Below are 25,536 nucleotides of genomic sequence, written 5' to 3' on the forward strand. Positions count from 1 at the left end.
AAGATTAATAACCTTTACGAGCAGCAACCAACGCTTCAGCCATGCTTGCAGGTACTTCGCCGTACTTCTCAAACTCCATGGAGTAAGAAGCACGACCTTGCGACTGTGAACGCAGATCTGTAGCGTAGCCAAACATTTCCGACAGCGGGATCACGGCGTTGATAACTTTGCCTGACGGGCCATCTTCCATGCCTTCGATGATACCACGACGACGGTTTACGTCACCGATTACATCACCCATATACTCTTCTGGCGTCTCAACTTCAACCTTCATCACAGGTTCAAGCAACACGGGGTCGCAATTCATGAAGCCTTCTTTAAACGCCATAGAACCTGCGATTTTAAAGGCCATTTCTGAAGAGTCAACATCGTGATAAGAGCCATCGTATAATGTGACCTTGATATCTTCAATCGGATATCCGGCCAACACGCCCTGTTTCATCTGTTCTTGAATACCTTTATCTACCGCTGGGCAATATTCTTTAGGAACAGTGCCACCGATGATTGCATTCTCAAACAGATAACCCGCACCGGGTTCGCGCGGTTCAATTTTAAGCCATACATGACCAAATTGACCACGACCCCCTGATTGGCGGATAAACTTACCTTCTTGCTCCACGCTAGTGCGGATGGTTTCGCGGTAGGCCACCATGGGTTTACCCACGTTAGCTTCCACACCAAACTCTCGCTTCATGCGTTCGACAAGGATATCAAGGTGCAGTTCACCCATACCGGCGATAATTGTCTGACCAGACTCTTCATCGGTGTTAACACGGAAAGACGGATCTTCCTGCGCTAAACGCGTCAAAGCCATGCCCATTTTTTCTTGGTCGGCTTGAGTTCTGGGCTCTACAGCCACAGAAATAACCGGCTCAGGGAAATCCATGCGCTCTAAAATAATAGGCGCACTGGGATCACACAGGGTATCCCCTGTGGTCACGTCTTTGAGACCGATAGCCGCGGCGATGTCGCCTGCACAAACGGATTTAATTTCTTCGCGCTTGTTGGCGTGCATCTGCACGATACGACCCAGGCGTTCACGTTTCCCCTTGACTGAGTTCAACACGGCATCACCGGTATTTATAATGCCAGAATACACGCGGAAAAAAGTCAGGTTACCCACAAACGGGTCGGTTGCCACTTTAAACGCCAAGGCGGAAAAAGGGGCTTTATCGTCAGCGGGACGCGAATCTGGCGTCTCACCGTCGACTTTAAGACCAGTAATGGCATGAACTTCTACTGGAGAAGGTAAATAGTCGATAACTGCATCTAACATGGCCTGGACACCTTTGTTTTTAAAGGCAGTACCACAGGTCACGAGAATGATTTCGCTATTTAACACGCGTTGACGCAAAGCGGCCTTAATTTCGGCTTCACTCAGTTCTTCGCCTTCCAAGTATTTGTCCATCAGTTCATCGTTGGCTTCAGCAGCAGCTTCCACCATGTTCTGACGCCATTTTTCGGCTAACTCTTGCATCTCAGCGGGAATTGCATGAGTCACAAAAGTCGTGCCATTGTTTTCTTCGTCCCAGTCAATGGCTTGCATTGTCACTAGGTCGATCACGCCTTTGAAGTTTTCTTCGGCGCCGATCGGTAATTGTAACGGAACAGCTTCGCCGCGAAGACGAGTCTTGATCTGGTCAACTACACGTAAGAAGTCAGCACCGGTACGGTCCATTTTATTAACGAACGCGATACGCGGAACTTTATATTTATTCGCCTGACGCCATACGGTTTCAGACTGCGGCTGAACGCCACCTACCGCACAGTACACCATAACAGCACCATCGAGTATGCGCATGGAACGTTCAACTTCAATGGTGAAGTCAACGTGCCCTGGCGTATCTATGATGTTGATGCGATGCCGTGGATATTGGTGAGCCATGCCATCCCAAAAACAGGTGGTAGCAGCAGAGGTGATAGTAATACCACGCTCTTGTTCCTGCTCCATCCAGTCCATGGTAGCGGAACCTTCGTGAGTCTCACCAATTTTATGATTTACACCAGTATAAAACAGCACCCGCTCTGTGGTGGTGGTTTTGCCGGCGTCAATGTGAGCGCTAATGCCGATGTTGCGATAGTGCTCAATTGGAGTTGTACGAGCCACAATAAGATCCTCTTTCTAAGGTCAATGCCCTTAGTAAGTAATTAAAAGGGGTGCGCCAAACAGCGCACCCATCCAATTACCAGCGGTAATGTGCAAACGCTTTGTTTGCTTCAGCCATACGGTGAACGTCTTCACGCTTCTTAACCGCAGAACCTTTGTTGTCAGCAGCATCCAACAACTCGCCAGCTAAACGCTGAGCCATAGACTTCTCGCCACGCTTACGTGCAGAGTCTACTAACCAACGCATGCCCAAGGCATTACGGCGTACTGGACGTACTTCTACTGGCACCTGGTAGGTAGAACCACCTACGCGGCGTGATTTAACTTCAACTGTAGGACGAATGTTTTCTAAGGCTTCTTCAAACAGCGCCAAGTGCTCTTTGCCGCTTTTTGTAGCAGCTGCTTCTAGGGCTGTGTAAACGATAGTCTCAGCAGTAGATTTTTTACCGTCTACCATCAGGATGTTTACAAATTTTGCCAGCAAATCGGATCCAAACTTAGGATCTGGTAATATTTTACGCTGGCCGATAACGCGACGTCTTGGCATTGAAAATTCTCCGTAACTTCAGGGATAACCCAAAACACAATAGTGTTATTGAATAAAATGTTTGGCCTTACTTAACAGAGAACTATTAAGACTTTGGCTTCTTGGCACCGTACTTAGAACGGCCCTGGCGACGTGCAGAAACACCAGAAGTGTCCAGCGCGCCACGAATGGTGTGGTAACGCACACCTGGTAAATCTTTAACACGACCGCCGCGGATCAGCACTACGGAGTGCTCTTGCAGGTTATGGCCTTCACCACCAATGTATGAGTTAACCTCAAAACCATTGGTCAGACGAACACGACATACTTTACGTAATGCAGAGTTAGGCTTCTTAGGGGTGGTGGTATATACACGGGTACATACGCCGCGTTTTTGCGGGCACGATTCCAGCGCAGGTACGTTGCTCTTTGCAGCAGCGACCTTACGCGGTTTACGGACCAGCTGGTTAATAGTAGTCATTAACAGCTCCTGAAAATGTATCGTTCTACAGTTGTGAAAAACGGTCCTCAAAAAGCGAGGACGCAAAATTCTATGCTTGCTACCGCTCTGAGTCAAGATTTATACAGTTTTAGCGGTACAATTTATGTGCATCGTACTACCAAGCTTGGGGACTGCCCAATTTTGCGACTAAATCGACCCAATCGAGCATGCTAATTGGCTGCCCGATTGCCTGACTTAAACCACGCGCTTGTAAGTCTTCTGCCATCACATACAAACGCTGGCTGCTCGCCAGCATTTGTAATGGTGCTTGCCACCAGGGGACTTGCCCCCAGGATGCTTGCGACTGGGCTACCGTAGCCGCAATTACGCCATCTTGCCATAACAACAGCCGATCATCGGGCTGCAATTCGCGCAACGCGTGTGCTAATGCCTGATGACTAAAAGGCGAATATTTTACCGTATGCAGCATGTTTTCCCTTCGTCACTCAGCTGGATGCTTAAATGCTGATGACTCAAAAGCTCAGCCGAACGTTAAAGCCTGCCAGTGCCAGTTGCCAATCATGGGGCGCCAGCACCTGAGCAGGAATAGTGATGTGTTCCAACCTTATGCCTCGCTCAGTCATGGAGCGCTGGCACACGTATACTTGCTCTACATCGTACAAGTCGAGCAAACCAAAGGTAGGCGCATAGTGGCGGCCTAAAATAGCGCGGGGATCTTGCTCAGCCAAGAGCTGATACACACCATCATCGCTAAAGAACACCCCTATGTCTTCATTGAGGGCGGACGTAGCCAGCACCGCATCCAAGCCCTCTCGACCTGACGCCGAGCCATGAGGCGCGGTACGAAACAAAAAGGCGACGTTATTCATAAGCAAGCTCCTTTCTGTGCCAGAGCCTGATGCTCGTTATATATAACGCACCTCAAAACTGCACCACCCGATCGGCGGTCAGTGCCGCCTCGGCAAGCTGGCCTAACCCACTCAAATAAAAGGGCTCGGCCAAGTTCCATTGGCTCAAACCCGCTTGCTCGGCACTTGCTGCATCGCACACACCGCGGCGTAGCGCGGCGGCCACGCACACATCTAAGCGCAGCCCCTGCGTCTGCGCCAAGGCAACCCAGGCTTGTTGCAAGTTAGTTTCATCGCTGGCCGGCGCCACCAAGTGATTGGCGTTATGCACACCTTCTTGATAGAAAAAAACATGGCTCAGCACATGAGCCTGCGCTAGCACGGCTTGAGCGAAGCGATAAGCATCACTGGCAGCTTGCGTGCCGTAACTTGGCCCGGTCACTAATAAAGCAAAGCGCAGCGCTGTGGGTGCCGCCTCCGGTGCTGGGTTCACATCCATCACTGAATTAATCGAGGCAGACAATGGCTTCCACTTCTACTAACACGTCTTTCGGCAGCCGCGCCACTTCTACGCAAGAACGAGACGGCGCACCCAGCGTAAAGTAGCTGGCATAGACTTCATTGAAAGGTACAAAGTCGGCCATGTCCTTCAAGTAGCAGGTGGTTTTGACCACATGGGTGCTGTCGGCGCCAGCAGCGTTTAGGATAGCCAATAAGTTATCCATTACCTGCTTGGTTTGTGCCTCAATGCCGCCGGCTACCACTTCCATAGTGACCGGATCCAGCGGGATCTGGCCTGAAGTAAAGAGCATGTTACCCACTCGAGTCGCTTGCACATAAGGGCCGATTGCAGCGGGGGCGTGTTCTGTGGCTATGATGCTTTTAGTCATGATGTCTCCGGGGTGGGGGGCGATAGCTCTTCGTCATCGCGTTTTTTTTGCCGAATATAAAGATAAACGGTGTGTTTTGAGATATTGAGCTTGCTCGACACCATCGCAATGGCGTCTTTGATGTCGAAAATGCCCTTCTCATATAGCGTGGTCACTATATGTTTATTTTTAAGATGATTGGCCACCAGCCCATTGGCGTTAATGCCCTCTATGGTGCGTTCTACGGTCAAGGTCACCAGCTCTTCAACGTTATTATTGAAGTTTTCCGGTGACACTTCGACGCGCTGAGCCACTTGCGGCTTAGGCATTAACTCGCCCAGCAACTCATGAAAAGGGGCGCCTAAGTGCAGATGGATACAGAGCAAGCCTAACGCCTCGCCCTGTGCATTGAGCAGCAATTGCAAAGAGGTCTTAATTGGCGCGCCTAACCTAGTGTGCGCAAAGTAAGTAACATGGCGCACCGAGTCTGCAAGCAGCGCGATAACATGCAGTGCCAGCGACTCCGGCATGGGCTCACCGACTAAGTGTGTGCCCTGCTCGCCTTGCACCTGCTTTAGCAAAGGTTGGCCGGGTTCCGTCAGCGAGTACAAGCTTAGCTCACAGTGCTGGCCAAACATCTCAGCCAGCCCTTCCATAACGCCGCCATAGCGATGAACAAGTACCGACTCGGTATTATTCTGCTCGACACTTTCTTGCTCTATTGGCTGACTCAGAGACTCGACAGTCTCTCTTTGCGCTGGCATTGCTGGCTCCATAGCACCAAACATCTGCTGCTGATTTTCAACTGCTGAGGTTAGATGTCAACTTATTTTACGAATGGTGAGCGGTACTGTGAAGTGAGAGGTGAGGGAAACGCCTTACGCTATACGCCATAGGCTCAAGACCTACAACCACGCCAAATTTCACATGGCACAGTAAAACGGTTACTTTACGATGTCTGCTGTAGTCGCGCGCTTTAGCCGCGAAAGCCTGCGCAGCAGGTGCTGATGCAGCATCTCCACCCTGAGCTGTGTTTGCCTTTAATGTAAGGAGTGATGAATGAGGCGGCCAACAAAAAACCGCCCGGAGGCGGTTTTTGAGATGCATCACGCTTAGCTCAATTACGAACGCAGTGATTTTTCGCCGCGTGCAATACCGCACACACCGCTGCGCACCACTTCTACCACTTCGGTGCTTTCACTCATATTGCGAATAAATGCATCGAGTTTATCGCTGGTGCCCACCAACTGTACCGTGTACAGGTGCGGTGACACGTCGACGATTTGACCGCGAAAGATATCGGCGGTACGCTTTACTTCATCGCGATTCGCGCCATCAGCTCGCACTTTCACCAGCACAATTTCGCGCTCTATGTGATCGCCTTCACTCAAGTCACTCACTTTGAGCACATCCACCAGCTTGTTCAGCTGTTTGATGATCTGCTCAATCACCCGCTCATCACCGGTGGTCACTATGGTCATGCGCGACAGAGTGGGATCTTCAGTGGGTGCTACGGTCAAGGTTTCGATGTTATAAGCGCGCTGAGAAAACAAGCCCACTACACGGCTCAAGGCACCGGACTCGTTTTCCAGTAACAGGGATATAATACGCCGCATTAGGTTCTCTCCGTTTTACTTAAATACATGTCATCCATGGCACCGGTTTTAATCTGCATCGGATACACGTGCTCTTCTGGATCGATAATAATATCCATAAACACCAGTTTGTCGGTCATCGAGAAACACTTCTCGAGCGCCGCATCCAGCTCTTTAGGATCCGATACCCGAATACCCACATGGCCATAAGCTTCTGCCAGTTTTACGAAGTCCGGTAAAGAGTCCATATAAGAATGGCTCTCACGGCCTTCATAAAACATCTTCTGCCACTGCTTTACCATGCCCAGCGAATGGTTGTTCAGGGAGATGATCTTCACCGGTATGTTGTATTGCATACAGGTCGACAGCTCTTGAATATTCATCTGAATAGAGCCATCACCGGTCACACAAATAGAAACCGCATCGGGTCGTGCCATTTGCGCGCCCATGGCGGCTGGTAAACCAAAGCCCATGGTGCCCAAGCCGCCTGAGTTGATCCATTGGCGCGGCTTATCAAACGGATAATAGAGCGCGGCAAACATCTGATGCTGGCCCACGTCTGAACTGACGATGGCTTTGCCTTCGGTGATGCGATAGATAGACTCAATGACTTGCTGCGGCTTAATGTATTGGTCGCTTTTGGCATAGTCTAAGCACTTAAGTGCACGCCACTCGTCAATTTGCGCCCACCAATCCGTCATGGCGTTAGGGTCAGTCTCTAAACCCAGCTCACGAATGGTAGCCAGCATCTGCTCTAATACCGCATCCGCTGAACCCACAATCGGAATGTGCGCCTTGATATTTTTCGAGACCGAGGTCGGGTCGATATCGACGTGCGCTATGGTGGCATCAGGGCAGAACTTAGCCACGTTGTTGGTCACGCGGTCATCGAAGCGCGCACCAATGGCGAGAATAAAGTCCGAGTTATGCATGCTCTTATTGGCTTCATAAGTCCCGTGCATACCCAACATGCCCACAAACTGCTTATGCGTACCCGGCATCACGCCGAGCCCCATTAGGGTGTTAGTCACCGGCAGATTAAACTTTTCTGCTAGCTCAACCACCAAGGCACTGGCTTCTGCGGTTACTGCACCGCCGCCCACATACATGATGGGGCGTTTGGCTGCAGCCAACGCTTGCATGGCTTTCTTGATTTGGCCTTTATGTCCCACGCTGGTGGGGTTATAAGAGCGCATCGACACCGATTCAGGATAAACATAAGGATGCTTTTCCAACGGGTTTTGCACATCTTTCGGCAGGTCGATAACCACAGGGCCAGGTCGGCCACTGGCGGCGATGTAATAGGCTTTTTTAATGGCCAGCGGAATATCTGAGGCTTTCTTACAGATAAAGCTGTGCTTAACGATAGGCCGCGAGATACCCAACATATCGGTTTCTTGGAAGGCGTCATCACCAATGTAATAAGTTGGTACCTGACCGGACAACACCACCATAGGAATCGAGTCCATATAGGCGGTGGCAATACCGGTAATACAGTTAGTCGCACCCGGGCCTGAGGTCACCAGCACGGTACCGACTTTACCCGTAGCGCGGGTATAGCCGTCAGCCATGTGTACGGCAGCCTGTTCGTGGCGCACCAATACATGCTCAATTTTGCTGTTTTCAAATAAGGCGTCATAGATATCAAGCACTGAACCGCCGGGGTAACCGAATAAATGCTCGACTCCCTGATCTTCCAGCGCCCGAACCACCATTTGTGCGCCTGATAACATCTCCATGATAAGCCCTCCAGGCTTTACTCTATTTGCTGTGCGACTGTGCATTTTAGCCTATTTAGTCGTGTCACCTTTTAGGCATAACACTTTTTAGACATGACAACAGTACCAAGCAAAAAGCTTTTATCTTTTATAAAAACAAACACTTCTGCCTGATGGGATAAAGTTAGGCAGAAAAAGGAAGAAAAATCACCTTAACCTGCTTTAAATCGCTTGTCTACGAGCTTTGTGAAAAGCTCTACAGCCTGTGCTCAGTGCCGTTGACACACTATTTTTATATCCCACCAACCAGAGACTAGTTTGAACCTGCTAACTTGAGTCTCACAATTGAACCTGACTACTTTGAGTCTGAGAACAAGGCTAGCAGCTCCTGAACTTAGCGTCACATGCTAATAACTGGCTTTGCGCATAAGTCCGCACTTTAGTGCCATAGCAGCGCACACCGCTTTATATATGCTATTAGTGCCTTTGCTAAAAGTGGTACCGCTGGTGAAACTTGCCCTCACTAGCTGCCGGCTTACTCAGCAAACAGGCCAAAACGCCTGACGAGCAGTTTATTCACGCAGAATATAACAAGGTAAGTGCATCAATAATATTGACATGGCCAGCGTTTACCGTTATTGCTATACTGTTGTTCACGAAACTATTCTCCTATTTTTTTGATGATGGATGAGCGCTATGTTCAAACACATACAGCTACTACTATTACTAACCTCGCTAGTGCTCACGCGCATGGGTCGGTCGTAGCTGGAATTCATCATCCACATATATACCAATAAAAACCCGTGCCATCCGCACGGGTTTTTTATATCTGTCGCGGGCGGCAAGGTACATACCACGAGTACACGACTCTCGGTACATAACTCTCAGCAGTACACAATTAAGAGGAAAGCGACATGTCGGACCAAGTCATTATATTCGATACCACCTTGCGAGACGGCGAACAGGCGCTTTCCGCCAGCTTAACGGTTAAAGAAAAATTACAAATTGCTTATGCGCTCGAACGCTTAGGGGTAGATGTGATGGAAGTGGGCTTTCCTATTTCATCCCCCGGTGATTTTGAATCAGTACAAGCCATAGCACGCAATATTAAGAACAGCCGCGTGTGCGCGCTGGCCCGCGCCTTGGAAGCCGACATAGATGCGGCGGCAGCGGCGTTAAAGCCCGCCGAGCAGTTTCGCATTCATACCTTTATTTCCACGTCCGACATTCACGTGCAGAGTAAGTTGCGCAAAGACTTCGACTCCGTATTAGCCATGGGTGTGCATGCGGTAAAGCATGCGCGCCGTTACACGGATGACGTGGAATTTTCTTGTGAAGATGCAGGCCGTACCCCCATCGATAATCTGTGCCGCATGGTAGAAGCCGCCATTAACGCCGGCGCTACTACAGTCAACATTCCTGACACTGTCGGTTATACGGTGCCGAGCGAGTTTGGTGACATTATCCAAACCTTATTTAACCGCGTACCTAATATCGATAAAGCGGTGATTTCTGTGCATTGCCATGATGACTTAGGCATGTCGGTCGCCAACTCCATTGCGGCAGTTCAAGCCGGTGCGCGCCAGATTGAATGCACCATCAATGGTATTGGTGAGCGGGCCGGTAACTGCTCGTTAGAAGAAATTGCCATGATCTTGAAGACCCGAGCCGAGCTCTTGGGCCTGCACACTAATATCAAGCATCAAGAAATTTACCGTACCAGCCAGTTAGTGCGCAATCTGTGCAATATGCCAGTACAGCCAAACAAGGCCATTGTTGGCGCGAATGCCTTCTCGCACTCTTCCGGTATTCACCAAGACGGCGTATTGAAGAGCAAGAACACCTACGAAATCATTACCCCTGAAAGCATTGGCTTGCAGAAGAACGAGTTGAACTTAACTTCGCGCTCAGGCCGCCATGTGATCAAGCACCGCATGAGCGAAATGGGCTACAGCGAGCAAGATTATGAGCTCGACGCACTGTATGAAAGCTTTGTAGAGTTGGCCGACCGTAAAGGTCAGGTGTTTGATTACGATTTAGAAGCCTTGGTATTCTTTAGCCAAATTCATGAAGAGCCCGAGCAGTTCAAACTTAAGTACCTCAGCGTGCAATCTGGCAGCAATGTAATGTCGACCGCCAGTGTGCGCATGGAAGTCGGCGGCGAAGTGATTAACGAAGCCGCCGTGGGCAATGGCCCAGTGGATGCCGTTTACCAGTGTATTAACCGCGTTACGGGTTATGATATTCGTGTCGACAAATATGAGCTTAAGAGCAAAGGCGAAGGTAAAGACGCCCTTGGCCAAGTAGACATCGTCGCCGAGCACAAAGGGCGCAAATTCCACGGCATGGGCCTGGCCACCGATATAGTAGAGTCGTCAGCCCAAGCCTTAGTGCATGTGATTAACAGCATTTGGCGCGCCGAACAGGTCGCAGAAAAAAAAGAAGCCATTCAAAATAAAATTCGTGTGGAGACAGTGTGAGTATGAGTGCAAGTTACAAAGTCGCCGTATTGCCCGGTGACGGCATAGGCCCAGAAGTGATGGCAGAAGCCCTCAAGGTATTAGACAAGGTACAGACTGAATTTGGTTTCCGTCTGGAGTACAGCCATCATGATGTGGGTGGTATCGCCATCGACAATCACGGCACTCCGCTGCCAGCTTCCACTTTAGCAGCCTGTGAAGCAGCCGAAGCTGTGTTGTTCGGTTCAGTAGGCGGCCCTAAATGGGAGCATTTAGCCCCGAACGATCAACCCGAGCGTGGCGCCCTGCTGCCTCTGCGTGGTCATTTCAAATTATTTTGTAATATGCGCCCGGCGCGTATTTATAAAGGCTTAGAAGGCTTCTCACCTTTGCGTGCCGATATCAGTGCCCGTGGCTTTGATATCGTGTGTATGCGCGAGCTGACCGGTGGCATCTACTTTGGCCAACCCAAAGGCCGTGAAGGTTCAGGCCCAGAAGAGAAAGCGTTTGATACCGAGGTCTATCACCGTTTTGAGATTGAGCGTATCGCACGCTTAGCCTTTGAAGCGGCCCAAGGTCGTCGCAAAATAGTGACATCTGTCGATAAAGCCAACGTCTTGCAAGCCTCCATCTTGTGGCGTGAAGTGGTAATAGAAGTAGCGAAAGATTACCCAGACGTGACCTTGAACCATATCTATATTGATAATGCGACCATGCAGCTGATCAAAGATCCGTCGCAGTTCGACGTTATGCTGTGCTCTAACTTGTTTGGCGACATTATCTCCGACGAAATGGCCATGCTGACCGGATCCATGGGTTTGCTGCCTTCTGTAAGCTTGAACGACCAAGGCTTTGGCTTATACGAGCCTGCTGGTGGTTCTGCCCCAGATATCGCCGGCCAGGGCATCGCTAACCCAATTGCACAAATTTTGTCTGCCGCACTTATGCTGCGTTACAGCTTTAAGTTGGAAGACGCCGCTGTTGCCATAGAGCGCGCAGTCAGCGAGACCTTAGCCGAAGGTTTCTTCAGCGGTGACTTGTTCAGCCCTGAGGCTAAACACCCAGTACAAACGACAGTCCAAATGGGTGAGCACATCGCCAATCGCATTCGGAGAGCAAACTAATGTCTAAGACCTTATATCAAAAAGTCTTTGATGCGCATTTGGTGCGTAACGAAGCCGGCGAAACGCCGTTGTTGTATATCGACCGCCATTTGGTGCACGAAGTCACCTCTCCGCAGGCCTTTGATGGTTTGCGGGAGAAAGGCCGCAAGCTGCGTCGCCCAGACCGCACTTGGGCGACCATGGATCACAACGTCTCCACCGAAACCAATGACATTGCCGCCTCCGGTGAAATGGCCCGCATTCAAATGGAAACGCTGGCCAAGAACTGTGAAGAATTTGGCGTGCCTTTGTATGACTTGCACCACAAATACCAAGGTATCGTGCATGTTATCGGTCCTGAATTAGGCTTAACCCTGCCCGGCACCACTATCGTGTGTGGTGATTCCCATACCGCCACTCACGGTGCTTTTGGCGCCTTGGCGTTTGGTATTGGCACCTCAGAAGTTGAGCACGTCATGGCCACCCAGACCCTGAAACAGGGTCGTGCAAAAACCATGAAAATCCAAGTTAATGGCGCGCTTAAGCCCGGCATTAGCGCTAAAGACGTAGTGTTGGCCATTATCGGCAAGGTCACCCATGCCGGTGGTACCGGTTATGTAGTGGAATTCTGCGGCAGCGTGATTGAGGCGCTGTCTATGGAAGCACGGATGACCATCTGTAACATGGCCATTGAGCTGGGCGCGAAAGCCGGTCTTATTGCACCCGATCAAATCACCTTTGATTATCTTAAAGGCAAGCCCTTCGCCCCTAAAGGTGATGACTGGGATAAAGGCGTCGCCTATTGGCAGACCTTAAAGTCAGATAGCGATGCTAAGTTTGATGCTGTCGTAGAATTAGACGGTGCCGAGATTGCACCGCAAGTGACTTGGGGTACTAACCCAGGTCAGGTGATGGCCATTAACGCTACTATTCCAGTACCCGCCGAGATGACAGATGCTATCGAGCGTCATACCGCCGAGCGTTCGCTGAAGTACATGGCATTAGCAGGTGGCACTAAGCTGACTGATGTGAGCGTCGACAAGGTGTTTATTGGCTCTTGTACTAACAGCCGTATCGAAGACTTGCGCGCCGCCGCCGACATTGCCAAAGGCCGTAAAGTCGCCAATGGTGTGCAGGCGCTTGTGGTACCAGGCTCACAACAGGTAAAAGCCCAAGCGGAAGCCGAAGGTCTAGATAAGATCTTTCTTGAGGCAGGCTTTGAATGGCGTTTACCGGGTTGTTCTATGTGCTTAGCCATGAACAACGACCGCTTACTGCCCGGCGAGCGTTGTGCCGCCACCAGTAACCGTAACTTCGAAGGTCGCCAAGGTCGCGGCGGCCGCACTCACTTGGTGAGCCCAGCCATGGCTGCTGCCGCCGCCGTGTTCGGACACTTCGTCGACATTCGTGATTTATAAGGGGTTTTAGAGATGAGCGGATTTAAGCAATTAACCGGTATTGCCGCCCCTTTGGATGAGGCGAACGTGGATACTGACCAAATTATTCCTAAGCAGTTCTTACAAAAAGTAACGCGCTCTGGGTTTGGTAAGCATTTATTTCATGACTCACGCTTCTTAGATGAAGCCGGTGAGCAGCCTAATCCTGAGTTTGTGCTCAACCAAGCGCCATTTGATAAAGCGGTGATTTTGTTGGCGCGCGAAAACTTTGGTTGTGGTTCTAGCCGTGAACACGCCCCTTGGGCATTGGCCGACTTTGGCCTAAAAGCGGTAATCGCACCTAGCTTTGCCGATATTTTTTATGGCAACGCCATTAACAACGGCATGGTACCGGTTAAGTTAACTGACGCCGAAATGGATGCGCTGTTTGCTTACGTGAAAGCGAACCCAACGGCCGAAGTGACTGTCGATCTAGAAGCTCAGCAAGTGCGTGCAGGCGATCTTAATTTCTCGTTTGAAATTGATGAATTTCGCCGCTACTGCCTGCTCAACGGTCTAGACAGCATAGGTCTGACTTTGCAGCATCAAGCACAAATCGACGACTTTGAAGCTCAGCAGCCTAGCTGGCTGTAAGTTTGTTGGTTGAAATATGACGCTAATAACAACGCCGACAAATGTCGGCGTTTTTTATGACTCTGTTGGTAAGTGTTCTAACTGTACTATTTGCCGTTTAAGCTCTGCGGTTAATGCTTTCTTCTTACCCGTGCTTTTATCCAACATCACCACTCGTGCCGAGCCTTGCGTGGTTACTTCACCCTGTTGCAAGCTTGTCACTTGATAACTCATGCTAAACCCACATTCGCCAACCTCGCTTACCTTTGCCTCAACCAATAAGGTATCGGGAAAAATAACCGACCGCCGATAGCGAGCGCTGGTTTCTGCAACCACCGGCATCACTTGTTCACTGGCTAATAATGTCATCAAACCAATGCGCTGAAAATATTCGATGCGAATGGTTTCAAAATAGCGAAAATACACCACGTTATTCACGTGCTGCAGTGCATCCATGTCACCCCAGGCCACAGGGATTTTCAAACTGACTGGAAAATCTCTGTCGTTTGCCGCCATCGTATAGAGTGCCTCTTATCTTACTTCGGTTAGCGTGAGTGCCACCATATCGGTTCTTTCGCCGCTGTCGACGCGTAGCACCTTCGCCATAGCCTTTAATGGCAGCACTTGATTGTCTGCCGAGGGCACCACTAGCTGCCACTCCTCCCCAATCTGGCATTGACCATTAGAGACTTCCATCAATACGCCTTGGGCGCTCAGATTACGGCACACCCCTTCAATGCGAGATTGGGCAGTGGCAAGAATAACCTTGGTATTGAGCTGCATCCGGTTAAATACCCGCTGTTCTTCCTTGGTTAACATCATGTTTTACTTTCCTTGTAAGTTTGTTATCCCTAAGAGTCTGGTTTAGCTAAAAAAATAGCCCTACAATACCGTTAACTTCACTCGTTATCGCTTATTCTTGCGCAGTGGCTCAATCTCCCTCTGCGACAACTGTTGACCTTATATTAGTCAGCAATGCCGCCCGCTTATGTGGTGGCCCTTTCCTTCATTAGGAGTGCTCTGTGTATAAATTATTACCCTTGCTGATGCTATTAGTGGCCGGCTCCGCATTTGCGAAGCAAGAAACACTGACCATTTATACATATAGCTCATTTGCATCTGATTGGGGGCCTGGACCGGCAATTAAGCAGGCTTTTGAGGCTGAATGTGACTGCCAGCTTAAATTTGTAGCACTAGACGACGGCGTATCTATCCTTAATCGGTTGCGTCTAGAAGGTAAACACAGCAAAGCCGATGTCATTTTAGGGCTGGATGACAGCTTATTAGCCGCGGCCAAAGCCACCGATTTATTGGCCGAACACCAGCAAACTCTCCCTGCGCTCAGCGTGCCGAATGGCTGGTCAGACTCGGTATTTTTGCCCTATGACTATGGTTATTTTGCTTTTATTTATAACGCAGAAAAGTTAAAAAATCCGCCACACAGCTTTGCCGAATTGCTTGAACGCCCCGAACTCACCATTTTGTATCAAGACCCACGCACCAGTACCCCCGGCCAAGGTTTAATGCTGTGGGTACAAAAGCTCTACGGCGAGCAAGCGCCAAGCGTGTGGCAAAACCTAGCTCAACGTACGGTGGCCGTCACCAAAGGTTGGAGTGAGTCTTATGGCATGTTCTTGAAGGGTGAGGCCGACTTAGTGCTGTCTTACACCAGCTCGCCGGCCTATCACATTAGCGCCGAGCAACAGCATCAATATCAGGCGGCAAATTTTAGCGAAGGTCACTATCTACAAGTAGAAGTGGCTGCCGTCTTAAAAACCAGCAGCCAACCCCAGTTAGCCCGCCAGTTTATGGCCTTTATGCTGACTCCGGCTTTTCAGCAGCACGTTGCCAGCGGCAACTGGATGTATCCGGTGATCGACACCCCCTTGCCCGACAGCTTTGCAGAGCTAACCCTTCCTGAACAGGCGTTAAGCTTTAGCACAGAGCAAGTATCAAAGCAGCGCAGTCAGTGGCTAAGAGCCTGGCGTAACGCCGTCATCCGTTGATGACTAAACGTAACTGGTGGCTACCCGGTAGCTTAAGTCTATTCGCCATCCTGCTGCTGACTACAGGTCCCATCGCGGCATTGCTCCTGCAAAGCCGCGAGCACGACTTAGGAGCCCTATTAAACGATAGCTACCTTGTGCATATCATTTGGTTTAGCTTCTATCAGGCGCTGCTCTCAACCCTGCTCAGCCTGTTATTAGCCATACCTTTGGCGCAAGCCTTGTCGCGGCGTCGCTTTATCGGTCGTACTCTGCTGTTACGCTTATTCGGTCTATCACTGGTGTTGCCGGTGATCTTAGTGGTGTTTGGCATAGTCACGGTACACGGCCGCCAGGGCTGGGTGAACCAGTTACTGCAAGCCGTTGGCTTAGAGTCTGTGGGTTACCTGTATGGCTTAGCCGGTATCTTATTGGCGCATATATTTTTCAATATGCCCTTGGCTGCGCGAATACTGCTGCAAGCCATAGAAAGTATCCCTGCTAGCCAGTGGCGTATTGCCAACCAATTGGGCTTTAACGGTTGGCAGTTATTTTTACGCCTAGAATGGCCGGTGATGCGCAGTGCACTGCCCGCTTTAGCCAGCATGATCTTTATGCTTTGTTTTACCAGTTTCGCCACCGTCATGGCCCTCGGCGGTGGCCCTAAATCCACCACCTTAGAAGTTGCCATCTATCAAGCCATACGCTTTGATTTCGACCTGCCCTACGCCGGCATGCTAGCCTTATTACAACTGTTGTTTTGTGCCAGTTTCTTGCTGTTGCAATATCGTTTTACTTCTCGTTCCACTGCCATTCAACTCAGTAATCTGGGGCTAATCGCTCGCCCAGATCGCCAGCAATTAAGCTTACGATTGTGGGACACATTAGTCTTAATCTTATGCTTAGCACTGTTTTTGCCACCGTTACTGGCCATTATCAGCAGTGGTTTAAACCCTAAACTCATCGCCGCATTAAGCTCCGCCCAGCTCTGGCATGCCACCCGCACCTCTCTACTGATTGCCTCGGGGGCGGCGCTGTTATCTATGCTGTTTACCGTGAGCCTGCTGATCACTAGCCGCCACCTTCGCTTGCAGTTACAGCGCCGACGCAGTGCCGCACTGATGGAAGCTATCGGTTCTATTATCTTGGTGCTACCTGCGGTGGTCTTATCAACCGGCTTGTTTATTATGCTGCGCAACGTGGCCGATGTGTTTACGCTCGGGCCAATCCTAGTGTTATTAGTGAATGCTTTAATGGCGCTGCCCTATGGCCTGCGCGCCTTACAAGCCCCGATGGAGCGAGTCAGTCGCCAGCATCATAAGCTGTGCGAGAGTTTAGGGATTAACGGCTGGGCACGCATTAAACAAGTGGAGTGGCCACTGTTACGAAAATCCATGGCGCTCACTTTCGCTTTGGCCATGATGTTATCGTTAGGCGATTTGAGTGCCATTGCTTTATTTGGTAGCCAGTCGCTACAAACACTGCCTTGGCTGCTTTATCAGCAGCTGGGTAATTATCAGCTCACCGAAGCCAGTGCCACTGCATTGGTGTTACTAATGTTAAGCCTAGGATTATTTATGTTGATTGAGGGTGTGCTGGGAGGCAAAGATGCTGCAACTAACTGAGCTGTGTGCTCGCTACCCAGAGCTGGATCTTAACTTCACCTTGTCCGCCAAGGCGGGAGAGATAACTGCGTTAATTGGCCCTAGTGGTGCAGGCAAGTCTACCTTATTGGCGATGATCGGCGGGTTTGCACCTATCGACTCGGGGGACTTATTATTTAATGAGCAATCCTTAAACGCACTCTCGCCAGCTGAACGTCCGATCACTACGCTATTTCAAGACCATAATCTTTTTTGGCACCTCTGTGTTTATCAGAATATTGCGATTGGCTTATCTCCCTCACTCAAGCTTAACGCCGTACAAAAGCAACAGATCCAAGAGGTCGCCAGCCAAGTTGGTATCGCAGACTTACTGCAACGTATGCCTGCCACGCTATCTGGTGGCCAACAACAAAGAGTGGGCTTAGCCCGCTGTTTAGCTCGTCGACGCCCTATCTTGCTATTAGATGAGCCTTTCTCTGCTCTCGATCCCGCGTTGCGCTATGAGTTATTGGCACTGTTACGCAGCCAAGCGGATCAACTGCAGCTCACCGTTCTGCTGGTTACCCATCATCCGGAAGAAGCGGCACGTATAGCCGACCAGCTGGTGTATATTCATCAGGGCCGCATCTTGGAGCAAGGAAACGGGGAGTTATTATTAGCTCCCCGCACTTCAGAATTAGCTGCTTATCTAGGTCAAGGTGGGAATGAAAGATGATAGATAAACAGTGTACTTATTCTTTATTTTTATTTAGAGATTTTCTTCTGCAAACGCCGCCAAACGGCTGCGCATCACACCATTGAGGTAGACGTTAGCACTGCCCTCAAAGTCTTTAAAGCGCTCCACTATATAGGTTAACCCTGAAGTGACGGGCGTTAGATAATTAGAGTCTATTTGTGCCAAGTTACCGGAACAGACTATTTTCGTACCTTCTCCACAACGCGTTATAATGGTTTTTAATTGCGAGGCGGTTAAGTTTTGGCACTCATCCAGCAACACGAAGGTATTTTGAATACTGCGGCCTCGCATAAAATTCACTGATTTAAATTGCAGGTTAGCCTTATCCATAATGTATTTTAGTGAGCCCTCCATGCACTCGTCTTGCTTATGCAACACTTCCAATGTATCGGTAATCGCCGCTAGCCAAGGCGCCATTTTTTCTTCTTCAGTACCGGGTAAGAAGCCAATACTTTCGGCTATTTCTGGCGTATTACGGGTGACGATAACTTTATCGTAGATACCTTTTTCAATGGTCATCTCTAATGCCGCCGCCATCGCTAGTAGCGTCTTACCACTGCCTGCAGGCCCGGTTAAAATCACTAATTCAATATTGGGATCCAATAAGGCATCCAAAGCCATAGCCTGATAAATATTCTTCGGCTGTATTCCCCAAGCTTTACGGCCCATCATCCGCTCGCGCCCCAGATCCACGAAGCGGATTTTATTACTTAATTTTTCTAATACACGCCCAGCAAAGTCATCGGTATCATCAATCAAATATTGATTGATGTGTGCACCCGGCAGCAATTCATCGGCAACCGTATGAATAACTTCGCGGCCACGAGTTTCACTATCACACTCGCCCACTCGCTCCCAAAAACTGTTTTCCTGATGATAAAAGCCTTTCGCTAATAAACGAATATCATCCACTAATTGATCAGAGCGATAATCCTCAACATATTTCAGCCCTGCCCCTTTAGCTTTTAAACGCATATTGATGTCTTTAGTAACCAACACGGTTTTACTTTCGGGATATTGGTATTGCAGATACAAAGCCGTGTTAATGATGCGGTTGTCCGCTTCATCATCAGTAAACACTGCATAACCTTCGGGCAAGTGCTTATCGGTAACGATCGCAATTGAACCTGAGGCTTCTTCTCCTAACCGTCCTAAAGGCACACCGGCTATAATTTGCTCCGGCGTGGCGTCATGAAACAGGCTCTCCAAAGTTCTAATGGCGACTCTGGCATCTCGGCTCACGTCTTTTTGTCGGTCTTTGATACGATCCAGCTCTTCCAATACCGTCATGGGTATCAAAACGTGATGTTCATTAAAAGAATAAATAGAAAGTGGCTCATGTAAGAGCACATTGGTATCCAGAATAAAGCGTTTACGGGCATTATCATCCATAGATCTGCTCCCTCGGGCTTAGCCCTTCTTATAGTCACCACTTAATTTAGCATCGCAATGCAATCACTTAATGACAACCTAACGCTAAGACCTTTTATCCTTTTCGGCAAGGTTTAGCCTCTAATGGATAGTAATGATTGAGCACTACCTCACTAAATGAACACAAGCAGAGCAGACTTCGTTTTTTGTAGTGGCGATGTTGAACAAAGAGATATTTCGAGGGTGACAAAATACAGCAGTCGATGCTTTTTTTAGTTTATCGCTAAATTGCAGACGAAAAAAAGCCCGACTCTTTCGAATCGGGCTTTTTAATTGGTTGCCTGGCAGTGACCTACTTTCACATGGCAGCTGCCACACTATCATTGGCGCGGCTGCGTTTCACTACTGAGTTCGGCATGGGATCAGGTGGTTCCACAGCGCTATGGCCGCCAGGCATAAATTGTAATCTGGAAAGCTGGTTTGTAGTTGTCGTACTGTTTAAGCACGCTAACTTGAATAATTTGTTTGTTCTCGACCGCAAGGTCTCACACTTCTTGGGTGTTGTATGGTTAAGCCGCACGGGTAATTAGTATTGGTTAGCTCAATGCATCGCTGCACTTACACACCCAACCTATCAACGTTGTAGTCTCCAACGGCCCTTTAGAGGGCGTAAAGCCCTAGGGATGACTCATCTTGAGGCTCGCTTCCCGCTTAGATGCTTTCAGCGGTTATCGATTCCGAACGTAGCTACCGGGCAATGCATCTGGCGATACAACCCGAACACCAGGGGTTCGTCCACTCCGGTCCTCTCGTACTAGGAGCAGCTCCTCTCAATCATCCAACGCCCACGGCAGATAGGGACCGAACTGTCTCACGACGTTCTGAACCCAGCTCGCGTACCACTTTAAATGGCGAACAGCCATACCCTTGGGACCGACTTCAGCCCCAGGATGTGATGAGCCGACATCGAGGTGCCAAACACCGCCGTCGATATGAACTCTTGGGCGGTATCAGCCTGTTATCCCCGGAGTACCTTTTATCCGTTGAGCGATGGCCCTTCCATACAGAACCACCGGATCACTATGACCTACTTTCGTATCTGCTCGACCTGTCCGTCTCGCAGTTAAGCTGGCTTATGCCATTGCACTAACCGTACGATGTCCGACCGTACTTAGCCAACCTTCGTGCTCCTCCGTTACTCTTTAGGAGGAGACCGCCCCAGTCAAACTACCCACCAGGCACTGTCCGCAACCCCGATAAGGGGCCTACGTTAGAACATCAGACATACAAGGGTGGTATTTCAAGGATGGCTCCACGACAACTGGCGTCATCGTTTCACAGCCTCCCACCTATCCTACACATGTAGGGCCAATGTTCAGTGCCAAGCTATAGTAAAGGTTCACGGGGTCTTTCCGTCTAGCCGCGGGTATACGGCATCTTCACCGCAAATTCAATTTCACTGAGTCTCGGGTGGAGACAGCGTGGCCATGATTACACCATTCGTGCAGGTCGGAACTTACCCGACAAGGAATTTCGCTACCTTAGGACCGTTATAGTTACGGCCGCCGTTTACTGGGGCTTCAATCAAGAGCTTCACCCGAAGGCTAACCCCATCATTTAACCTTCCAGCACCGGGCAGGTGTCACACCGTATACGTCCTCTTGCGAGTTTGCACAGTGCTGTGTTTTTGATAAACAGTTCCAGCCACCTGGTCACTGCGGCTGAGTCACGCTCCATCCGCAAGGGATTTCACATGCCTCAGCGTACCTTCTCCCGAAGTTACGGTACTATTTTGCCTAGTTCCTTCACCCGAGTTCTCTCAAGCGCCTTAGTATTCTCTACCCGACCACCTGTGTCGGTTTGGGGTACGATTCACGTGTACCTGAAGCTTAGAGGCTTTTCCTGGAAGCGGGGCATCAGTGACTTCACCGCCGTAGCGATTTCGTCTCAGGCCTCAGCATTGTGCGTCCGGATTTACCTAAACACACTGCCTACACCCTTTCACCAGGACAACCAACGCCTGGCCCACTTAGCCTTCTCCGTCCCCCCATCGCAGTACACGTCAGTACGGGAATATTAACCCGTTTCCCATCGACTACGCCTTTCGGCCTCGCCTTAGGGGTCGACTCACCCTGCCCCGATTAACGTTGGACAGGAACCCTTGGTCTTTTGGCGTGGAGGTTTTTCACCCCCATTATCGTTACTCATGTCAGCATTCGCACTTCTGATATCTCCAGCATGCTTCACAACACACCTTCGCAGACTTACAGAACGCTCCCCTACCACGCACTCAATAAAGAGTGCATCCGCGGCTTCGGTGCATAGTTTAGCCCCGTTACATCTTCCGCGCAGGCCGACTCGACCAGTGAGCTATTACGCTTTCTTTAAATGATGGCTGCTTCTAAGCCAACATCCTGGCTGTCTGAGCCTTCCCACTTCGTTTCCCACTTAACTATGACTTTGGGACCTTAGCCGGCGGTCTGGGTTGTTTCCCTCTTCACGATGGACGTTAGCACCCACCGTGTGTCTCCCGGATAGTACTTTGCGGTATTCGGAGTTTGCATAGGGTTGGTAAGTCGGGATGACCCCCTAGCCTAAACAGTGCTCTACCCCCGCAAGTATTCGTCCGAGGCTCTACCTAAATAGATTTCGGGGAGAACCAGCTATCTCCCGGTTTGATTGGCCTTTCACCCCCAACCACAAGTCATCCCCTAATTTTGCAACATTAGTGGGTTCGGTCCTCCAGTTGATGTTACTCAACCTTCAACCTGCTCATGGCTAGATCACCGGGTTTCGGGTCTAATCCTAGCAACTATTCGCCCAGTTAAGACTCGGTTTCCCTACGGCTCCCCTATACGGTTAACCTTGCTACTAAAATTAAGTCGCTGACCCATTATACAAAAGGTACGCAGTCACCCAACAAGTGGGCTTCCACTGCTTGTACGTACACGGTTTCAGGTTCTATTTCACTCCCCTCACAGGGGTTCTTTTCGCCTTTCCCTCACGGTACTGGTTCACTATCGGTCAGTCAGGAGTATTTAGCCTTGGAGGATGGTCCCCCCATATTCAAACAGGATATCACGTGTCCCGTCCTACTCGATTTCACTGTAAATGACGTTTGGTGTACGGGGCTATCACCCACTACGGCTGGTCTTTCCAGGACCATTCCACTACATCATAAACAGCTTAAGGGCTGGTCCCCGTTCGCTCGCCGCTACTAGGGGAATCTCGGTTGATTTCTTTTCCTCGAGGTACTTAGATGTTTCAGTTCCCTCGGTTCGCCTCGTAACGCTATGTATTCACGTTACGATACTCTACTAAGTAGAGTGGGTTTCCCCATTCGGATATTACGGACTCAAGCGCTTCTTACCAGCTCATCCGTACTTAACGCAGGTTAGCACGTCCTTCATCGCCTCTGACTGCCAAGGCATCCACCGTGTACGCTTAGTCACTTAACCATACAACCCCAAGAAGTGTGTTTTATACGGCTTCATCTTAGTGATTTCTTCGTTGCGGCTTTCACTCGTGCTATCACATAGAAAACTATGCTCAAGCACTCATTCAAGACCGCGCCTCGAACTCACGTCGATGACGCTCGTCTAAATATATTGCTATATAAAGACAGTATAAAAACAATTCTCTAAGCGGGGTCGTTTGCATCAGTGACTGATGCTTACAACTTATTTCGCCAAGAATTTCTAAGACACTTGCGTATCAAGAACTACAAATTATTTCTATCAGCTTTCCAGATTGTTAAAGAACAGAGTAGTTAAACTCTAAGCGTTAGACTTTAAAATAAGTTAATCTTTTAAAGCGTAATGCTTAGTGTTTGAGCGGCTTTAATGGCGTCCCCAAGGGGATTCGAACCCCTGTTACCGCCGTGAAAGGGCGGTGTCCTAGGCCTCTAGACGATGGGGACAAAACTCACGGGCACGAAGCTTCGCTTCGTAGTGAGTTTTGTAAGGGCGAGCGGCGAGCTCAGCGAACCCGAGCGACAAGAATAATGATATCCCTGTGCACCATTGATTTGCACCTTTCAAAACACACTTTATGACTTTTGCTAAAGGTGAGCGATGAGCTCCGCGAACCCGAGCGGCAAGAATAATACTATTCCTGTACTCCGGCTGCGCACACCGAATTATCAGAAGTAACTCTTCTGTTAATGTTTGGTGTGTAACCTTTCCCAAATCGCACATTTACTGATGAAGGCCTGTTTACGCACCTGACTATAGGCAAATCAGATGCCACGCCTTCATCAAAAGCGCTCTACTCATATATCAAGCAAACTGTGTGAACACTCAACAGCCGTTAAGTTAAGGTAAGGAGGTGATCCAACCCCAGGTTCCCCTAGGGTTACCTTGTTACGACTTCACCCCAGTCGTGAATCACAAAGTGGTAAGCGCCCTCCCGAAGGTTAAGCTACCTACTTCTTTTGCAACCCACTCCCATGGTGTGACGGGCGGTGTGTACAAGGCCCGGGAACGTATTCACCGTGGCATTCTGATCCACGATTACTAGCGATTCCTACTTCATGGAGTCGAGTTGCAGACTCCAATCCGGACTACGACGCGCTTTCTGGGATCCGCTCACCATCGCTGGTTGGCTTCCCTCTGTACGCGCCATTGTAGCACGTGTGTAGCCCTACCCGTAAGGGCCATGATGACTTGACGTCGTCCCCACCTTCCTCCGGTTTATCACCGGCAGTCTCCCTTGAGTTCCCGCCATTACGCGCTGGCAACAAAGGATAAGGGTTGCGCTCGTTGCGGGACTTAACCCAACATCTCACGACACGAGCTGACGACAGCCATGCAGCACCTGTATCAGCGCTCCCGAAGGCACCAATCCATCTCTGGAAAGTTCGCTGTATGTCAAGGGTAGGTAAGGTTCTTCGCGTTGCATCGAATTAAACCACATGCTCCACCGCTTGTGCGGGCCCCCGTCAATTCATTTGAGTTTTAACCTTGCGGCCGTACTCCCCAGGCGGTCAACTTAATGCGTTAGCTCCGAAACCCACGTCACAAGGACACAGACTTCAAGTTGACATCGTTTACAGCGTGGACTACCAGGGTATCTAATCCTGTTTGCTCCCCACGCTTTCGCACATGAGCGTCAGTCTTTGTCCAGGGGGCCGCCTTCGCCACTGGTATTCCTTCCAATCTCTACGCATTTCACCGCTACACTGGAAATTCTACCCCCCTCTACAAGACTCTAGTTTGCCAGTTCCAAATGCAGTTCCCGAGTTGAGCTCGGGGCTTTCACATCTGGCTTAACAAACCGCCTGCGTGCGCTTTACGCCCAGTTATTCCGATTAACGCTTGCACCCCTCGTATTACCGCGGCTGCTGGCACGAAGTTAGCCGGTGCTTCTTCTGTGGTTAACGTCACAGTAGCAACGTATTAAGCTGCTACCTTTCCTCACCACTGAAAGTGCTTTACAACCCGAAGGCCTTCTTCACACACGCGGCATGGCTGCATCAGGGTTCCCCCCATTGTGCAATATTCCCCACTGCTGCCTCCCGTAGGAGTCTGGGCCGTGTCTCAGTCCCAGTGTGACTGGTCATCCTCTCAGACCAGTTAGAGATCGTCGCCTTGGTGAGCCATTACCTCACCAACAAGCTAATCTCACTTGGGTTCATCCAATCGCGAAAGGCCCGAAGGTCCCCTCCTTTCCCCCGTAGGGCGTATGCGGTATTAGCCATCGTTTCCAATGGTTATCCCCCACGACTGGGCAGATCCCCAAGCATTACTCACCCGTCCGCCGCTCGTCAGCAAAGTAGCAAGCTACTCTCTGTTACCGCTCGACTTGCATGTGTTAGGCCTGCCGCCAGCGTTCAATCTGAGCCATGATCAAACTCTTCAATTAAAGACTTGATGCTCAATGAATTACTGATATATCTATTACTAGGTACACTTTGCAAGACATTGAAAAACAATATTATTTTGTTCTCAACGTGCTGCTAAGTGCCCACACAGTTTGCTTGATAAATTGTTAAAGAGCGGTGACCGTATCTCAGGTCAGGGATGCGTATTCTACGCATTCCTCAGTGTTCGTCAAGTGTTTAGTTGAACTTAATTTCCGTTCTCTTAAACCCTTGTGACCGTGAGCGCCTTGCCCCGTGTCAGTGGTGCGCATTATAGGGAAGG

The 25,536-nt window shown here is 49.8% G+C and carries 20 protein-coding genes, 1 tRNA gene and 3 rRNA genes; 7 read left to right on the top strand and 17 right to left on the bottom strand.

What is annotated here, in order from left to right:
* Positions 1-4: 4 nt before the first annotated feature.
* The 10 genes from fusA to CBP31_RS05525 form a co-directional block, all read right to left on the bottom strand.
* The gene (gene fusA / locus CBP31_RS05480; RefSeq protein ID WP_087035260.1) at positions 5-2,107 is read right to left on the bottom strand and encodes an elongation factor G; all 2,103 of its coding nucleotides are present in this window, start codon (positions 2,105-2,107) and stop codon (positions 5-7) included.
* Positions 2,108-2,183: 76 nt separating this feature from the next.
* Positions 2,184-2,654, bottom strand: coding sequence for a 30S ribosomal protein S7 (rpsG, locus tag CBP31_RS05485; protein WP_087035262.1), 471 nt, complete (start codon positions 2,652-2,654; stop codon positions 2,184-2,186).
* A gap of 85 nt (positions 2,655-2,739) precedes the next feature.
* Positions 2,740-3,114, bottom strand: a complete 375-nt coding sequence (gene rpsL, locus CBP31_RS05490; RefSeq protein WP_087035264.1) for a 30S ribosomal protein S12 — start codon at positions 3,112-3,114, stop codon at positions 2,740-2,742.
* A 136-nt stretch (positions 3,115-3,250) separates the two neighbouring features.
* Positions 3,251-3,565, bottom strand: a complete 315-nt coding sequence (gene tusB / locus CBP31_RS05495; protein WP_087035266.1) for a sulfurtransferase complex subunit TusB — start codon at positions 3,563-3,565, stop codon at positions 3,251-3,253.
* Between the two features lie 43 nt (positions 3,566-3,608).
* The gene (gene tusC, locus CBP31_RS05500; protein WP_087035268.1) at positions 3,609-3,965 is read right to left on the bottom strand and encodes a sulfurtransferase complex subunit TusC; all 357 of its coding nucleotides are present in this window, start codon (positions 3,963-3,965) and stop codon (positions 3,609-3,611) included.
* Positions 3,966-4,017: 52 nt separating this feature from the next.
* Complete coding sequence (gene tusD, locus CBP31_RS05505; protein WP_087035270.1) at positions 4,018-4,443, bottom strand: sulfurtransferase complex subunit TusD; 426 nt, start codon at positions 4,441-4,443, stop codon at positions 4,018-4,020.
* Between the two features lie 7 nt (positions 4,444-4,450).
* Complete coding sequence (locus CBP31_RS05510; RefSeq protein WP_087035272.1) at positions 4,451-4,834, bottom strand: RidA family protein; 384 nt, start codon at positions 4,832-4,834, stop codon at positions 4,451-4,453.
* The gene (locus tag CBP31_RS05515; protein WP_227875158.1) at positions 4,831-5,577 is read right to left on the bottom strand and encodes a helix-turn-helix transcriptional regulator; all 747 of its coding nucleotides are present in this window, start codon (positions 5,575-5,577) and stop codon (positions 4,831-4,833) included. Before CBP31_RS05515 ends, CBP31_RS05510 begins: the two co-directional genes overlap by 4 nt.
* Positions 5,578-5,934: 357 nt before the next feature.
* Positions 5,935-6,429: an acetolactate synthase small subunit gene (ilvN, locus tag CBP31_RS05520; RefSeq protein ID WP_087035274.1), complete on the bottom strand. Its 495-nt coding sequence runs from the start codon at positions 6,427-6,429 to the stop codon at positions 5,935-5,937.
* On the bottom strand, positions 6,429-8,147 hold the full coding sequence (locus CBP31_RS05525; RefSeq protein WP_087035276.1) for an acetolactate synthase 3 large subunit: 1,719 nt from the start codon (positions 8,145-8,147) through the stop codon (positions 6,429-6,431). The genes ilvN and CBP31_RS05525 overlap by 1 nt, the downstream gene beginning before the upstream one ends.
* Positions 8,148-9,040: 893 nt before the next feature.
* Here CBP31_RS05525 and leuA point away from each other — a divergent pair.
* From leuA to leuD, 4 genes are read left to right on the top strand one after another with little or no spacing between them, the layout of a single operon-like run.
* Positions 9,041-10,606 carry a 2-isopropylmalate synthase gene (gene leuA / locus CBP31_RS05530; protein ID WP_087035278.1) on the top strand — a complete coding sequence of 522 codons (1,566 nt, stop codon included), beginning with the start codon at positions 9,041-9,043 and terminating at the stop codon, positions 10,604-10,606.
* 2 nt (positions 10,607-10,608) lie between these two features.
* Entirely contained in the window at positions 10,609-11,709 is a 1,101-nt protein-coding gene (gene leuB, locus CBP31_RS05535) for a 3-isopropylmalate dehydrogenase (protein WP_087035280.1), read from the top strand.
* Positions 11,709-13,106: a 3-isopropylmalate dehydratase large subunit gene (gene leuC / locus CBP31_RS05540; RefSeq protein WP_087035283.1), complete on the top strand. Its 1,398-nt coding sequence runs from the start codon at positions 11,709-11,711 to the stop codon at positions 13,104-13,106. The genes leuB and leuC overlap by 1 nt, the downstream gene beginning before the upstream one ends.
* 12 nt (positions 13,107-13,118) lie before the next feature.
* Complete coding sequence (gene leuD / locus CBP31_RS05545; protein WP_087035285.1) at positions 13,119-13,718, top strand: 3-isopropylmalate dehydratase small subunit; 600 nt, start codon at positions 13,119-13,121, stop codon at positions 13,716-13,718.
* A gap of 54 nt (positions 13,719-13,772) precedes the next feature.
* Here the strand turns inward: leuD and CBP31_RS05550 are convergent, their stop codons facing one another.
* Together CBP31_RS05550 and CBP31_RS05555 are read right to left on the bottom strand one after the other, a co-directional pair.
* Positions 13,773-14,213 (bottom strand): acyl-CoA thioesterase, encoded by a 441-nt coding sequence (locus CBP31_RS05550; protein ID WP_087035288.1) that lies wholly within the window; start codon positions 14,211-14,213, stop codon positions 13,773-13,775.
* Positions 14,214-14,228: 15 nt separating this feature from the next.
* Complete coding sequence (locus tag CBP31_RS05555) at positions 14,229-14,519, bottom strand: PilZ domain-containing protein (RefSeq protein ID WP_087035291.1); 291 nt, start codon at positions 14,517-14,519, stop codon at positions 14,229-14,231.
* A gap of 200 nt (positions 14,520-14,719) precedes the next feature.
* Here CBP31_RS05555 and thiB point away from each other — a divergent pair, with 200 nt between their 5' ends.
* Genes thiB through thiQ form a run of 3 tightly spaced genes read left to right on the top strand, consistent with a single transcriptional unit; the run spans position 14,720 to position 18,001 of the window.
* Entirely contained in the window at positions 14,720-15,703 is a 984-nt protein-coding gene (thiB, locus tag CBP31_RS05560; RefSeq protein ID WP_087035294.1) for a thiamine ABC transporter substrate binding subunit, read from the top strand.
* The gene (thiP, locus tag CBP31_RS05565; RefSeq protein ID WP_087035297.1) at positions 15,703-17,307 is read left to right on the top strand and encodes a thiamine/thiamine pyrophosphate ABC transporter permease; all 1,605 of its coding nucleotides are present in this window, start codon (positions 15,703-15,705) and stop codon (positions 17,305-17,307) included. The genes thiB and thiP overlap by 1 nt, the downstream gene beginning before the upstream one ends.
* Positions 17,291-18,001: a thiamine ABC transporter ATP-binding protein gene (gene thiQ / locus CBP31_RS05570; RefSeq protein ID WP_087035299.1), complete on the top strand. Its 711-nt coding sequence runs from the start codon at positions 17,291-17,293 to the stop codon at positions 17,999-18,001. The genes thiP and thiQ overlap by 17 nt, the downstream gene beginning before the upstream one ends.
* Before the next feature lie 33 nt (positions 18,002-18,034).
* Here the strand turns inward: thiQ and CBP31_RS05575 are convergent, their stop codons facing one another.
* The 5 genes from CBP31_RS05575 to CBP31_RS05595 all read right to left on the bottom strand — a co-directional run bounded on the left by CBP31_RS05575 (position 18,035) and on the right by CBP31_RS05595 (position 25,255).
* The gene (locus tag CBP31_RS05575; protein WP_087035301.1) at positions 18,035-19,414 is read right to left on the bottom strand and encodes a PhoH family protein; all 1,380 of its coding nucleotides are present in this window, start codon (positions 19,412-19,414) and stop codon (positions 18,035-18,037) included.
* A 318-nt stretch (positions 19,415-19,732) separates the two neighbouring features.
* Positions 19,733-19,847, bottom strand: a 5S ribosomal RNA gene (rrf, locus tag CBP31_RS05580).
* 111 nt (positions 19,848-19,958) lie between these two features.
* A 23S ribosomal RNA gene (locus tag CBP31_RS05585) occupies positions 19,959-22,851 on the bottom strand.
* 385 nt (positions 22,852-23,236) lie between these two features.
* Positions 23,237-23,312 (bottom strand) — tRNA-Glu (locus CBP31_RS05590).
* Positions 23,313-23,712: 400 nt separating this feature from the next.
* A 16S ribosomal RNA gene (locus CBP31_RS05595) occupies positions 23,713-25,255 on the bottom strand.
* The 16S, 23S and 5S rRNA genes sit together here with 1 tRNA gene alongside, the layout of an rRNA operon.
* Positions 25,256-25,536: the final 281 nt, after the last annotated feature.

Origin of the sequence: Oceanisphaera profunda (assembly GCF_002157895.1) — a bacterium.
Lineage (GTDB): Bacteria > Pseudomonadota > Gammaproteobacteria > Enterobacterales > Aeromonadaceae > Oceanimonas > Oceanimonas profunda.

Bases quoted from the DNA above. Each gene is read 5' to 3' on its own strand.
- tusB (WP_087035266.1), bottom strand. From the start codon at position 3,565: ATGCTGCATACGGTAAAATATTCGCCTTTTAGTCATCAGGCATTAGCA.
- thiQ (WP_087035299.1), top strand. From the start codon at position 17,291: ATGCTGCAACTAACTGAGCTGTGTGCTCGCTACCCAGAGCTGGATCTT.
- tusC (WP_087035268.1), bottom strand. From the start codon at position 3,965: ATGAATAACGTCGCCTTTTTGTTTCGTACCGCGCCTCATGGCTCGGCG.
- ilvN (WP_087035274.1), bottom strand. From the start codon at position 6,429: ATGCGGCGTATTATATCCCTGTTACTGGAAAACGAGTCCGGTGCCTTG.
- leuA (WP_087035278.1), top strand. From the start codon at position 9,041: ATGTCGGACCAAGTCATTATATTCGATACCACCTTGCGAGACGGCGAA.
- CBP31_RS05575 (WP_087035301.1), bottom strand. From the start codon at position 19,414: ATGGATGATAATGCCCGTAAACGCTTTATTCTGGATACCAATGTGCTC.
- CBP31_RS05515 (WP_227875158.1), bottom strand. From the start codon at position 5,577: ATGCCAGCGCAAAGAGAGACTGTCGAGTCTCTGAGTCAGCCAATAGAG.
- CBP31_RS05555 (WP_087035291.1), bottom strand. From the start codon at position 14,519: ATGATGTTAACCAAGGAAGAACAGCGGGTATTTAACCGGATGCAGCTC.
- leuC (WP_087035283.1), top strand. From the start codon at position 11,709: ATGTCTAAGACCTTATATCAAAAAGTCTTTGATGCGCATTTGGTGCGT.
- rpsG (WP_087035262.1), bottom strand. From the start codon at position 2,654: ATGCCAAGACGTCGCGTTATCGGCCAGCGTAAAATATTACCAGATCCT.
- CBP31_RS05550 (WP_087035288.1), bottom strand. From the start codon at position 14,213: ATGGCGGCAAACGACAGAGATTTTCCAGTCAGTTTGAAAATCCCTGTG.
- leuD (WP_087035285.1), top strand. From the start codon at position 13,119: ATGAGCGGATTTAAGCAATTAACCGGTATTGCCGCCCCTTTGGATGAG.
- thiP (WP_087035297.1), top strand. From the start codon at position 15,703: ATGACTAAACGTAACTGGTGGCTACCCGGTAGCTTAAGTCTATTCGCC.
- rpsL (WP_087035264.1), bottom strand. From the start codon at position 3,114: ATGACTACTATTAACCAGCTGGTCCGTAAACCGCGTAAGGTCGCTGCT.
- CBP31_RS05525 (WP_087035276.1), bottom strand. From the start codon at position 8,147: ATGGAGATGTTATCAGGCGCACAAATGGTGGTTCGGGCGCTGGAAGAT.
- tusD (WP_087035270.1), bottom strand. From the start codon at position 4,443: ATGGATGTGAACCCAGCACCGGAGGCGGCACCCACAGCGCTGCGCTTT.
- leuB (WP_087035280.1), top strand. From the start codon at position 10,609: ATGAGTGCAAGTTACAAAGTCGCCGTATTGCCCGGTGACGGCATAGGC.
- CBP31_RS05510 (WP_087035272.1), bottom strand. From the start codon at position 4,834: ATGACTAAAAGCATCATAGCCACAGAACACGCCCCCGCTGCAATCGGC.